At 40.7% G+C, this 12,745-nt stretch carries 10 protein-coding genes; 8 read left to right on the top strand and 2 right to left on the bottom strand.

The genetic code is table 11. The annotated features are described in order from the left end of the window. Nucleotides 1-166: 166 nt before the first annotated feature. Nucleotides 167-1,363: a glycine C-acetyltransferase gene (gene kbl / locus GJQ68_RS12390; protein WP_162417611.1), complete on the bottom strand. Its 1,197-nt coding sequence runs from the start codon at nt 1,361-1,363 to the stop codon at nt 167-169. Between the two features lie 131 nt (nt 1,364-1,494). Between kbl and GJQ68_RS12385 the strand changes: the two genes are divergently transcribed. From GJQ68_RS12385 to GJQ68_RS12370, 4 genes are all read left to right on the top strand, one after another. Beyond that, nucleotides 1,495-2,460, top strand: a complete 966-nt coding sequence (locus GJQ68_RS12385; RefSeq protein ID WP_162417610.1) for an NAD-dependent epimerase/dehydratase family protein — start codon at nt 1,495-1,497, stop codon at nt 2,458-2,460. Further along, the gene (locus tag GJQ68_RS12380) at nt 2,457-2,942 is read left to right on the top strand and encodes a copper resistance protein NlpE N-terminal domain-containing protein (protein WP_162417609.1); all 486 of its coding nucleotides are present in this window, start codon (nt 2,457-2,459) and stop codon (nt 2,940-2,942) included. Before GJQ68_RS12385 ends, GJQ68_RS12380 begins: the two co-directional genes overlap by 4 nt. A gap of 513 nt (nt 2,943-3,455) precedes the next feature. Then, the gene (locus GJQ68_RS12375) at nt 3,456-4,094 is read left to right on the top strand and encodes a SatD family protein (RefSeq protein ID WP_162417608.1); all 639 of its coding nucleotides are present in this window, start codon (nt 3,456-3,458) and stop codon (nt 4,092-4,094) included. Continuing rightward, nucleotides 4,069-4,482 carry a hypothetical protein gene (locus tag GJQ68_RS12370; protein ID WP_162417607.1) on the top strand — a complete coding sequence of 138 codons (414 nt, stop codon included), beginning with the start codon at nt 4,069-4,071 and terminating at the stop codon, nt 4,480-4,482. The genes GJQ68_RS12375 and GJQ68_RS12370 overlap by 26 nt, the downstream gene beginning before the upstream one ends. A gap of 452 nt (nt 4,483-4,934) precedes the next feature. On the opposite strand, the gene GJQ68_RS12365 is transcribed toward GJQ68_RS12370, so the two are convergent. Continuing rightward, on the bottom strand, nt 4,935-5,873 hold the full coding sequence (locus GJQ68_RS12365) for an agmatine deiminase family protein (RefSeq protein ID WP_262888113.1): 939 nt from the start codon (nt 5,871-5,873) through the stop codon (nt 4,935-4,937). A 277-nt stretch (nt 5,874-6,150) separates the two neighbouring features. Here GJQ68_RS12365 and GJQ68_RS12360 point away from each other — a divergent pair, with 277 nt between their 5' ends. The 4 genes from GJQ68_RS12360 (at nt 6,151) to GJQ68_RS12345 (ending at nt 12,618) form a co-directional block, all read left to right on the top strand. Further along, nucleotides 6,151-7,257, top strand: a complete 1,107-nt coding sequence (locus GJQ68_RS12360) for a tyrosine-type recombinase/integrase (protein WP_162417605.1) — start codon at nt 6,151-6,153, stop codon at nt 7,255-7,257. 163 nt (nt 7,258-7,420) lie between these two features. Further along, a complete protein-coding gene (locus tag GJQ68_RS23205; protein WP_202927932.1) occupies nt 7,421-11,191 on the top strand; it encodes a YecA family protein in 3,771 nt (1,256 codons plus the stop codon). Between the two features lie 168 nt (nt 11,192-11,359). Continuing rightward, on the top strand, nt 11,360-11,782 hold the full coding sequence (locus GJQ68_RS12350; protein WP_162417604.1) for an HNH endonuclease signature motif containing protein: 423 nt from the start codon (nt 11,360-11,362) through the stop codon (nt 11,780-11,782). After that, nucleotides 11,779-12,618, top strand: a complete 840-nt coding sequence (locus GJQ68_RS12345) for an agmatine deiminase family protein (RefSeq protein ID WP_162417603.1) — start codon at nt 11,779-11,781, stop codon at nt 12,616-12,618. Before GJQ68_RS12350 ends, GJQ68_RS12345 begins: the two co-directional genes overlap by 4 nt. Nucleotides 12,619-12,745 lie beyond the last annotated feature (127 nt).

Raw genomic sequence — 12,745 nt, 5'->3', positions numbered from 1 at the left:
TCACAGATTAAATGGGGGCCAAGCCCCAAATACCTTTACGAATCGGTATTGATCAACTATGAATCACAAAAGGAGTAACAAAGGTTGCTGTTTCTGTAGAAACAGCGCCACAAAAAAAATCTGTGCTGATCCGTGGCCATCTGTGGTGAACTAATGATAGCATCCATTAGCCAATTACTCCCAGCTCCTTTCCTACTTCGGTAAAGGCGTCGATGGCTTTTTCCAGGTGTTCTTTTTCGTGGGCCGCCGACAATTGCACGCGGATACGCGCCTCTCCTTTGGGCACCACGGGGTAGTAAAAGCCAATGACATAAATGCCCTTTTCCAACAAGCGCTCCGCCATTTTTTGAGCCAGCGGGGCTTCCTGTAGCATGATGGGCACAATGGGGTGCGTCCCTTCCTTAACCGCAAACCCCGCCTTGCGGATGCCTTCCCGGAAAAAGCGCGTGTTGGCTTCCAGCCGGTCCCGAAGCGCTGTGGTTTCCGATAACAAGTCAAATACAGCAATGGAGGCCCCTGCAATGGCCGGTGCCAGGGTATTGGAAAAAAGGTACGGCCGGGATTTTTGGCGCAGGAGTTCGATGATTTCCTTTCTGCCGGAGGTAAACCCACCGGAGGCTCCTCCCAGGGCTTTGCCCAAGGTACCGGTAATGATATCCACCTTGCCCATCACGCCCTTCAGTTCGTGCACGCCCCTACCCGTTTTTCCCATAAAGCCGGTAGAATGGCATTCATCAGACATCACCATGGCCTGGTATTTCGCTGCCAGGGCCACGATTTTATCCAGTTGGGCAATGGTGCCGTCCATGGAGAAAACCCCATCGGTCACGATCAACTTGTGCCTGGCGCCCTTTGCTTCCGCTGCCTGGAGCTGAGCTTCCAGGTCGGCCATGTCGTTGTGGCGGTACCGAAACCGCATGGCCTTGCAAAGCCTTACCCCGTCAATGATGGAGGCGTGATTTAACGCATCCGAAAGGATGGCATCTTCGGGTCCCAGGATCGGTTCGAATACCCCACCGTTGGCATCAAAGGCCGCGGCATATAAAATGGTATCTTCCGTACCCAAAAATTCAGAAATCTTTTTTTCCAGTGTTTGGTGAATGTCCTGGGTGCCGCAGATAAATCGAACCGATGAGAGACCAAAACCGTGGCTATCAATGGCCGCTTTGGCCGCCTCGATTACCTTTGGATGGCTGGAAAGCCCCAGGTAATTGTTGGCACAAAAATTCAGAACCCGGCTACCGTCGGCAAGCGTTACTTCCGCGCCCTGAGGGGAATGGATGACCCGTTCTGATTTGTAAAGCCCTGAAGCCTTGAGATTTTCAATTTCTTCCTGCAACTGTCCTTGAATACTGCCAAACATGTTTTTTTCGTTTTGTTCCTGATATCCGGGTTCTGAGTGATGAATTTACAATTTTTAAAGAAAAATGACAGCTGATTGTATAAAAATTCTGAAATTGTAGCGTTAAATCACTCAAATCAAAATAAACCCGAATGGAGAAGGTATTGGTAACCGGGGCTGCGGGACAGCTCGGCACGGAATTGACACAGCAATTAACGGAGGTATACGGCACAGAGGGGGTCATTGCCAGCGATATCAATCCGGAAGCAAAAGCCACCTTTCCCTATTGCCGTTTTGTTGTCCTCGACGTGATGGATCGGGAGGGGCTGCGAAAATGCATCAAAGAAGAAAACGTCACGCAAGTATACCACCTGGCTGCCGTCCTTTCTGCTTCTGCTGAAAAAAAACCGCTTCTGTCCTGGCGGGTAAACATGGATAGCCTCTTACATTTGCTGGAACTTGCCCGGGAGTTTAATCTAAACAAGCTCTTCTGGCCCTCCAGCATTGCCGTGTTCGGTCCGGACAGCCCCAAAATACAGACCCCACAGCAGGCCGCCAAGGAGCCCGTCACTGCCTATGGCATTGCCAAGCTCGCAGGTGAGCGCTGGTGCGCCTATTATCACCAGCAGTATGGGGTGGATGTGCGCAGTCTGCGCTTTCCGGGTCTGATCGGCTACAAAGCCCTTCCCGGCGGGGGCACGACCGATTATGCCGTGGCCATTTTTCACCAGGCCCTGGCCGGCAAATCATTTAAGTCTTTTCTGAAAAAGGACACCCGCCTGCCCATGATGTACATGCCCGATGCCATCAAGGCTACCCTTGCGCTGATGCAGGCTCCCAAGGATCGGATTAGCATCCGCTCCAGCTACAACCTGGCGGCCATGAGCTTCAGCCCGGAGGAATTGTATCAGGGAATCCTACCCTACTTTCCGGAATTTAACATAACTTACGAACCGGATTACCGGCAAGCCATCGCAGATGGCTGGCCGCAGTCCATAGACGACCGGGAGGCAAGAAGGGATTGGGACTGGTCCCCGGATTACGAGCTGCCTGCCATGATCCGGGAAATCCTTCAGGAACTGCCGAAATGGATTCAACACAAAAAAAGCGACTTATGAAAAAGCTGGCATACATCCTACTGTTTGCGGGAGGAATTTCCTGTGACGCTCCTACCGAAGAAAGCCGATACGAGGGAGAAACTGAAGAGGAGATGGTAAACCGGGAAGAGCTGGTATTGGACAACACCTTTTCCACCTGGATGCATTACGAAGGCCTTCTCCCCTGTGCAGACTGCGAGGGGATCCGGACGGTACTCAAACTGGAAAACAGTCCCGATAAGAAGGAGCGTGCGTATGAACTGACCGAAACCTACCTGGGTACCGAAGACGGGGACCGGGAGTTTGTCAGCCAGGGGATTTACGAAGTGGTCTACGGCCTGGAAAACAACCCCGGCGCTATGGCCATCCGCCTGCTGGATGAAAACAGCGCCGCCGTAAAAAGTTTTCGGCAAGACGAGTTCGGTACCTTGCATTTACTAGACGGGGAGGAACAAGCCATTGTCTCTGATCTGAATTATTCATTGGAACTGGTGGAGCAATAGGCGTTCTTATTCACAATAGTACCTACACCGCCGGTGGGTCTTCCTACCCATTATTGCTGTTAATGGCCAATAGAGGCCGAATGCATAGGGGTGCTGTTTGCCTGTATTTCGGAGGCTTTTTATCTTTGCAGTAAAAAATTCCAACCACTTGTTCGTATATTTTTAACCGGATGAAATCGAGCCTGCTTGAGGCAGACAGGCATGTGACACGCAACGCAGGGAGTTTTAAAAATGAACATTTACCGATAGGAAATAACACTCTATTTCACGTAGCGGTCACCTCGTAAAATAATTACCTGTCAATGCTAGCGGCTCGGCCCTGATTTAATCCATCGGCTAAAACAGGCATAGTTGCTTTCCAATGTTTGGAGCAAAGAGAAGCAAAACGGGTTATGGCCCCCTTAAAATTGCGTGGAACAAGCCGTAAGCCCCCAGCTAATTACCACCCTAATAGTAGTATATTTAATTTACTACTTATTTGATTGTATATTATTTTACCACTATATTTGTTGTATGAAACATACAGAAGTCGTCCTTATTGGGGATGTGATTAAATCACGGAAGCAGTTTAAGCCTGAAGAATGGAACGATTTTCACCAGTTGATTAAAAAAATTAACGAGGAATTCCATTCGTCGATAAAAATTCCTATCACGGTATATTCTGGAGATAGTTTTGGTGGTATTTGCGATAGCGTAGAATCCGCCATTGAGATTGTATTCGCCATTCAAGAACGTCATAACTACCATCAATCGAGACTAGTCCTTATTGAAGATGAGGTTTCTTTTGGGTTGGAAACAAAAAATTTTCTAAATTTAGAAGGGCCAGCACTTTGGAAAAGTCAAGGCCTATTAGACAATTTAAAAAAAAGCACGTCTTTTTTCCTGGCCGATCTTCAAAATGATTTGAAGACGATTGCTGTTAACACGATCCTTAATCTAATACTATCCATTCGCAATGACTGGAGCGAAATAGAATGGGCCGTTTACAGGCATTTGGGCCTGGACATCAAACAAAAGGACCTTGCGGAAAAGTTGGGAGTGTCCCAGCAGTATGTTTCGAAGATCTCAAACAAGTCTAAACTCAAATTAGTCCGGGAAGCCGAAAAAAACCTAATACAACTACTTCATGGAATCGATACTACCGTTCATTAGGTTATACTGCACCTTGATCCAAGGACTGGTAATCCTTATCGGCTATTTCATTACGTTCATTACCACGGACTTGTTGATAAAAAAAATAATTCTAAACGGAAAAGAAAAAATTGATGTAGATGGGGATGGAAATGTAGACCAAAAAGACGAGAAGATCATTAGAGACGGATATATTATCGGCAAATGTGAGAATATCATTATCATTACCTTCGTCCTGGCAGGAGAGGTGACCGGGCTCGCATTGATTTTCGCCGCAAAAAATTTAGCACGACAAAAGGACATCAACGATAATGCCGGTTTTTTTCTCGCCGGAACCATGATAAATTTTACAGCTACCCTACTGCTCGCCTTTGTAATAAAGTATATTCTGGCGTTTATTCCAGCATGATTATTAAACCACACCGGTAAGTACTAATTGGTTCCGCTTATAACAGTGGAATGAACAGGCTGGAGAACGGCTCGATTTTGTAGAGGAACCGACCTGATACAGATAAGAATGACGATCGTCATCTCCGGTCGCCGCAAAATTTTTAATTTACGTCTGGTATCACCGCTACCAAAAAATGGGAGTTTATTTGAGGTAAACTCCACGCCTGTTATTTGTGGTATTAGATGTTGAATAGATCGGGTATTTGCCGGGAATTTCCCAAGTTACGTTGGTGACAAACCCCATGTCAATCGATTCTGAAAATCAACTGTTTTCTTAATCGAACCTACCTGAAAGACAGGCAAAGGACCAGGGCCCGGAGGGACACTCCAACTGGTGTCTGGGAAAAACTACGAAATTCCCTTTCCGGCCATAAAAAAATTAGAGATTTGTGTAGGAGTCAGGATGCCGGTTCATCCTTTAGATCGTTTGAGTCCATTATCCATTTTAAGCCGGAGCCGGGATCGTTTTTTTATCTTGGGTTGATGCATGGTAATACAGTGCAACCCACCACCACTGTAATTAAGTTCGGTAGCATGGATCATCACCACTCTTCTGCTTTTAAAAACTTCCTGAAAAGCTTTTCTGGCCTGATCATCTTTTTGCCGGATAAAATCAGGATCACCCGAATTGTAATAGGCGGGTATCACCACTAAATTATTGGTTAATACAAAGTTCAAATAGCTGGTAACAGGTGTATAATAAATTGGCTGGCCCTGGTATTGTCCCTGATCAAAAATGAAGGGGGCCTGCGGTACCCGGATGATTGTAAACGGATTTCCATCCTGATCCCTGGCATCCTTGAGGATTTGATAGCTTTCTTCCAATCTCTCATGCACCACCCGGTAGAATGGATCCAGGGATAGGTCTGCCGGGTCTACCTGAGCCAACAGGATAGTTTGGGCATCGGCAAATCGGCAGAATTCATCCACATGCCAATGAACACCATTGCCATAAATATTGTCGATCACGGGTCCATGGTCAAACAAATCGTCCTGCGGAATGCCCCTTTTGAGCCAGATAACGTTTTTTTGATTCAGCCGTTTTTTGTATTCGTTCTCGATCTCTTCCAGGCTAAGCTCCGGATTGATGTATTTTTCATGCCCTTCGATTAAAATAATCGTTCCCCGCCCGTTGATCTCCCGACCACCTCCGGCGCTATACAGCCTACTTCTCATGAAAGGGATCCTCATTTTTGTGGCATACTGCTCGCTGAATAGATTGTATTCCAGGTTTTCTTCGTGGGGATAATGAAACGTCACGATTTCCTGCTGCCCCTCCTCATCCTGCAGGATTATCGGTCCATAATCTCTGATCCAAATATTGTCCTTTTCCAATTCAAAAGGGGCCAGGCTGACATTCTTTACATTTATTTTCCGCCCTTCTAATAATTTTTGCAGGTCTTGGGATGGTGATTCCGTTGGTTGTAGAAAAGTGTAACGTGATCATCCCTGGCGATCTCCTGGATGAGTTTTAGGGAGATTTCCTGGAATTGGGCTGTCCAGCAGATAAAGGTGCTCACCTGCGGGTCAAATTCTGCCGCAGGACCAGCCGAGCGTGGTATTTCAGAGGGATTCTGTTTTTTTCTGATAAAAAAATTACTATCTTTTTCTCCTATTTTTTATACCGATGAAAACCATTGTGTTAAAAAACGCTGTTTTTGAGGGATTGCCGGTAATCTGTCTGGAGTTTCCCTATGATTTTGCTTTAAAGGAGCTGGTAAAAACCTACCCGGAATGTCAGTGGTCCCGAAAGCACAAGGCCTGGTGGGTACCCTATCGGGAGGATCAATTGGATGCTTTGTTGCGGTTCTTCCGGGGAAAAGTTTGGTTGGATTATTCCGGCCTTCGGAAGGTTAAGATCCCTGATACCTTTGCCGATTTGCCCGTTCTTTCGTCCACCATTCGATTGGAAGTAAACAAGTTTGGGGATTGGATGCGAAACCGCAGGTATGCCGATTCGACCGTCAAAACCTATACAGAAGCCATGACATTGTTTTTCCGGTTTATGGAAAATAAAGAACCAGCGGCAGTTACCAATGATGATCTGGAACTGTTTAACCGGGACTTTATCATCAGAAAGAAGTATTCTGTTTCCTACCAATCCCAGGTAATCAATGCGTTGAAACTTTACTTTGGCACCTTGGTGAAGAAAAAACTGGACCCGGAAATTATCAAACGGCCTAAAAAGCCCAAGCTACTTCCCAATGTTTTGAGTAAGGAGGAGGTGAAATGGATTTTGGAAGCGCACCAAAACATCAAACACAGGGCGATGCTCTCGCTGATCTATGCCTGTGGATTGCGAAGGAGCGAGCTATTGGGGTTGAAAATCCAGGATGTCGATGCCCGAAGGGGATTACTGATCATCCGCCAGTCCAAGGGAAGGAAAGACAGGGTGGTACCCCTGTCGGAGAAGGTGGTGGATTTGCTGAGGCAGTATTACCGAGCATACAAACCGGAGGTTTTTCTATTTGAAGGTCAGGAAAAAGGCGAAAAATACAGTGACAGAAGTTTGGAGAGTGTATTGAAACAAGCCTTGGGTAAGATTAAGCTCAATAAACCCGTAACGCTCCATTGGCTTCGTCATTCGTATGCGACCCATTTGTTGGAGAACGGTACTGATTTGCGTTACATTCAGGAGCTATTGGGGCACAAGAGCAGCAAGACGACGGAGAAATACACCCATGTCAGTACGCACTCCTTGCAACAAATAAAGTCGCCATTTGATGATCTTTAACGAAATAATCAGTAATATTAAACCCTGACTGAAAATTGATTTTATCAGGGTTATCCAACCTAGATTGGCTGCATAACCCTGAATCAGTCAGGTATATATACAAGTTACAGGCAAGTGTAAAACAAACCCTACTACAATGACAACTTCTAACAATTAATTAAAAATGAGAAGCAAAATTGGCAGAAACGACCCTTGTCCTTGTGGAAGTGAAAAGAAATATAAAAAGTGCTGTATTAATTCAAACAATGTTTTTGATTCCTTCCCAAAAAAAGTAGCTAAGGAAGAAAATAAGACTGTAAATTTTATAAAATCAACTAATTCGCACCAGTTGTTGAACTTTATTATTGGGCTACAAATGCAACCAAATAATCACGGTAAGAATGTGCGAATAGAAGAATTGACAACCAATATTGTTACAAATCTGAATAACAATCAAAGTGGAAATTTAAACTTGTTTAAACAACATCTTGACAAAGAATATGCTTTCAATTATATGGAAGACATTCCCGAAAATCTTTTTAGTGAAAACATTGTTTTCTATGGAGGAAATTACCCTGTTTTTTCAGGTATCTCAGGATATGCGGTTGAAATTCTTAAAAACTTAACCGAAACAATTTTTACACAAAAAAATGACTTACCAGACGGCTTTAAAAATCACGTTTATAGCGGTGTAACTCTTATTTTAGAACTAGGAAAGATTCTATCTGCGAAATTTGACATTTTAGGAAATATAGAAGGAACTCAGGACGAACGAAAATTTGATTATTCTTTCAACTCAATTGACACATCATTCAGTGAAGATGAAATAAATCAAATTTGTAAAGAGTATAAAATTGACCCAAGAATTTTAAATGAATTTATTGTTCAACCTAATGACACAGGATTTTCAAACAACGACCCTGACAAAAATCCTTTGTTGAAAAAGCCAATTGTAAATTTTGAAGACAAATATTATTTCGTTCTGATTTCAAGTCAAGTAAGCGTTCTCAATGAATTTATAATACGTTTAAGTAATAAGTATAATTGCAACCTAAGATTGACAGAATTATATCATAATAAACTATGGCACGAGCAATGGGGAGCTTGCAATAAAATGGGTTGGCAACTAACTGACATCAAATTACCAGTAAACAGTCATCCAACAATTACAAATGAACGTATTTTTCAATTTGACCAAAACAGACTTGCATATACTTGTTATATACATAATGAAAAAGACGAAGAATATTTTTCGGTAGATGATTTTGATTTAGATAAACGTATAACAGAAGTAATCAAACATTTAAAGGGGGAATTATCACTATCTGACCATAAATTTCTTTCGTTGATTACTTATGAAAATATGGGGCGTAATATGTTCATTGGATTTGGTTCGCCTCAAAAAGATGAGCTCCGTTTGGCTTTCTCAATCCACCAATTCAATTTACTTTGCTATACTGAAAAATGGGAAAATTTAAGCTTATGGAAATTTGCCAAATCTTATGAATACTTCTCTCAAACTACAGAAACAACTCTTACAGACACTTTAGATATTTATTCCATCTACAAATCAAAAAACAATAGCTTTTACTTTGGAGATGATGCTAGACCTGATTTTCTTACAGTCGTTCCAGGTGACGGTAGTCGTTTGATTAAGGATGCTAAAATTGAGAAAAATAATCACGGAATTCTAAATCAAATTGAAGGTCACAATATTTTTATTCCTTCAACTAAATACGCTGACTATGCACCGTTATACAAGCCACTAAACAGTTTAGGACATTACGCTATTTGTTTAGAAGCATTTGGCTTCCCTATTTGGTTGGTTAATTATCAAGTTAAAGACAAATCAATGACGGGGCAGGTACGAATTTTTTCAGAAGCTATTGGTTTTTGGCTTTATAAACTTAAACCAGAAATTGCTACATATTTAACTCCTGCAATTTCAAATTATTTTGAGATTAATATAGTTCTTGAAAACAAACTTTTTGATGACACACAAACTAAAGACATTGTTGAAAGCAATGATATTATTGATTATTCTTTCTCATTAAGCGGAAATATTTTATCGTTTTCAATTCCATTTTCTAAAATGAAAACTTTCACAGGTGGTAACAATTTAGGCGAACGAGAATTGATGAAAGCGATATTAAATGGTTTCAATTTGGTTGAAGGAATTAATTTTTCACTACAAAATATAGATTCTTTTATAGACAAGTGCATTCCTTTAGGTCAAGCCAAAATGATTTTGTTATCTGATAGCCAAAAAGACCCTTTAATTGACAATAGGTGGCTCGTAAAACCATTTTATGTCAGCGATACAGAAGTAGATTTACTGTTAGATGAAATTCCATTGTTGGTTGAGCAAATAACAGAAATCCCAAAAAACATTAACAACGAAGAAGACAAGAAAAAACTTTTCAATACATCAACCGAGTTGTTACTAGAAACACTGAACAAAGAAATAAAGATTTTTGAATTTGAATTTTTATTACACGTTCTTTTGGAATTACACGAAACTCTAGTTTGGAAACGAGAACAGAATAAAACATTAATTCCTGCTCAAGTTCTTTGTTTCGGCAACTTGGAAGGAGAACTAAAAGATATTCTAGAAAATGACAATAAATTAGTTAAAACTTCACTTGCACTAAGATGCTTAATAGAATATGTTGCAGCCAAGCCAACAAAAGGAAGTGTTAAAGTTAGTCTTGATGATATTGACAGGCTTTTAGTTTTGATGCACGAAATAGCAAATTATGGGTTTTTAAGTGATGCTATTCATTTTAAACTTGCAAACCCTACTGTTGGCAAATTAGACTCAGGTAGAATAGGAATTTCAAGAGAGTTCTTTGATGACAAACTCAAACTTTTTGCTGAAGCAAATACAAAGGAAGAAATTAATACCTACATCGAAAATTTTGATAACAGATTTGAAATTGCAGAGTCTTCGCAAGAAGAAAATGAACCAAAAGAAGATAGAGAAATAAAAGAAATTGATTCTGCATTTTTAGAAGATTGGGGAATTAGCTATTTAAATATTTACAAGTTCTGTTATTCTTGCTTTATTATTTGTATAGAAAAGCAAAGTTCTACTTGTTCAATGAAAGAATCTGAATTTATTCAACAAATAAAAGATAAATCTCTAATTGACGAAAAGGAAATTATTGCAGGCATTGAGCGATTTTCTATTGCTCAAAGAGAAGACTATTTAAAAGCCCCTATCGGCTTTACTGACAACGAAGTTTTTCCTTGGAAGTATAATCGTGAATTTAGTTTTGCAAGGAGATTTATCGTAAAATATAAAAACAACAAAGACGAAACAATTTTAACTTGGGGTTTTAGAAATGCCATTTCTGCACAAAAACAACTACATTATTTATTGCTTGAAGGAAAGCTAAACAATGGCGGTAAAAAAATAAATAAACTTCTTGGGACTTTCCGTGAGAAAAAAGGAAAAGACTATCGTAACAAAGTAAAAGATTGGCTTAAATCAAATCCTGACTTAACAGTAATAGATTATGAAGTTAAAATTGACACCAAAGGGCATCTCGTTGCAGATAAGAACTATGGTGACATTGATGTTTTAGTTCATAACACCAAAACAAATACTGTTTACAGTCTTGAGTGTAAGGACACGAACAAGGCGAAAAATATTCACGAAATGAAAAAGGAAATGGATAATTATCTTGGACGTGAAGGACAAAAAGGAATGATTCAAAAGCACGTTGAAAGACATAGTTGGTTAAACTCTAACAAAGACAAACTAATTGCATTTTTAAAAATTGATAATGAACCAAAAGTAATATCATTTATGCTGACTTCCGAAGTTATACCAATGACATACATAAAAGCAGAAGAACTTCTTTTGCCGATAATTTCCTTTCCTGAACTAAAAGAAAAAGGTGTAAAACTCTTTGACATAACAAGTGATAAATTTGAGAATACTAAGCAATAAAGACAATAGAACACCAGCCTGTAACAGGCGTTTGGCTCAATGGCGGGTGAAGTGGTTAATTGAACATTCTACCTCACATCAACTTTTGCGGTGTATTGACAGTTTTGTGCTCCGAAATCCGCCACTGCGCCAAGCGCCAAACCGTTAGGGCATATTTAAAAAGATACCGTGGAATTCAAATACAAGCCAAAACCAGAAGACAAACTTAAAGCTGACTTTTCAAGAAGAAAGCAAAAAGGTCTAAGCGACTTTGTTGACTTTGAAGAATTCAAAAATTGGTATTACTCGAAAGAAAAAAAGTGTCATTTCTGCGGACTTCAAGAAGAAGAGTGCCAAGAGATTGTGGTAACAGGAATTTTAAAATCAAACCGATTTCCTCAAAACGGCATACTTGGGCGTGGACAAAGTCGTGGAATGTGGTTAGAAATTGACCGACTAAAACCCAAAGACAATTATTCACTTGACAATTGTGTGTTGTGCTGCTATTTCTGCAACAATGACAAAAGTGATGTATTTCACGGGGACGACTACCGAGAATTTCAAGGTGACCGTGTTGGCTATTTGAGAAACTTATTGAACAAAAGGAAATGATTAGAGACAGCCAAACAAATTTTGTATTCATAGCGGACACTCTTTCAACCAAATATCCTGAGTTTGCAAAAGAATTTGTATCCAAACTCGAACAAGCAAAAATCCCCTTTGATGTTCTTCCAAAAACAAAGGACGTTTGGGCTGTGGATTACATGCCAATTCAAGTTTCAGAAAATAAGTTCGTAAGGTTCACCTATAAACCTGACTATTTGATTTCAACCAAAAAATGGTCAAGGACAATTTCAGACGTTGATTCAATTTGTGATTCAATTGGTATTAACACAATTAAATCGGACATAATTGTAGATGGTGGAAATATTTCAAGATGGAATGACAAAGTGCTTATGACAACCAAGGTATTTACAGAGAATAAAAAAATACCTGAACTTGAGCTCATTGAACAGCTGAAAAACTTGCTTGAAGTGAATGATATGTTTTTCGTTCCAGTCGAGAAAGGCGATTGGCTTGGACACGTTGATGGAATGGCGAGATTTATTAGTGAAGACACAGTTTTAATTAATGACTTCAGTAATGAAGAACAGAAGGATTACATCGACTTTTTAGGAGCTCTTCATAATTCAGGATTGAAATGGACAGCTTTTCCTTTCGATCCGTACGATAATGAAGATTTTGATGATGCCGCAGGACTTTATCTGAATTACCTTGAACTAGAAAATCATTTAGTACTACCAATTTTTGAAAAAGAGACAGACAATAAAGCAATTGAAAAGTCAAAGGAATTATTCCCTGACAAAGAAATAATTGCAGTTAAAAGCAACGAACCTGCAAAACACAACGGAATAATAAACTGCTTGACTTGGAACATAAAAAAATGAAGAAAAACATGCCCTAATCGAGTAGCCCGACCTGAGCCAACTGGCTCAGGTTTAGGCTCTCACACCACCGTAGTGCGACAAGAAGTCGCATAGATAACTGTTTAACGTTCGATGAACGATTGAACCT

Origin of the sequence: Cyclobacterium roseum, assembly GCF_010119225.1 — a bacterium.
Taxonomy (GTDB): domain Bacteria; phylum Bacteroidota; class Bacteroidia; order Cytophagales; family Cyclobacteriaceae; genus Cyclobacterium; species Cyclobacterium roseum.
This window is presented reverse-complemented; position numbering and strand designations above follow the sequence as displayed.

Bases quoted from the DNA above. Each gene is read 5' to 3' on its own strand.
- GJQ68_RS12345 (WP_162417603.1), top strand. From the start codon at position 11,779: ATGATTAGAGACAGCCAAACAAATTTTGTATTCATAGCGGACACTCTT.
- GJQ68_RS12385 (WP_162417610.1), top strand. From the start codon at position 1,495: ATGGAGAAGGTATTGGTAACCGGGGCTGCGGGACAGCTCGGCACGGAA.
- GJQ68_RS12370 (WP_162417607.1), top strand. From the start codon at position 4,069: ATGGAATCGATACTACCGTTCATTAGGTTATACTGCACCTTGATCCAA.
- GJQ68_RS12360 (WP_162417605.1), top strand. From the start codon at position 6,151: ATGAAAACCATTGTGTTAAAAAACGCTGTTTTTGAGGGATTGCCGGTA.
- kbl (WP_162417611.1), bottom strand. From the start codon at position 1,363: ATGTTTGGCAGTATTCAAGGACAGTTGCAGGAAGAAATTGAAAATCTC.
- GJQ68_RS12375 (WP_162417608.1), top strand. From the start codon at position 3,456: ATGAAACATACAGAAGTCGTCCTTATTGGGGATGTGATTAAATCACGG.
- GJQ68_RS12380 (WP_162417609.1), top strand. From the start codon at position 2,457: ATGAAAAAGCTGGCATACATCCTACTGTTTGCGGGAGGAATTTCCTGT.
- GJQ68_RS23205 (WP_202927932.1), top strand. From the start codon at position 7,421: ATGAGAAGCAAAATTGGCAGAAACGACCCTTGTCCTTGTGGAAGTGAA.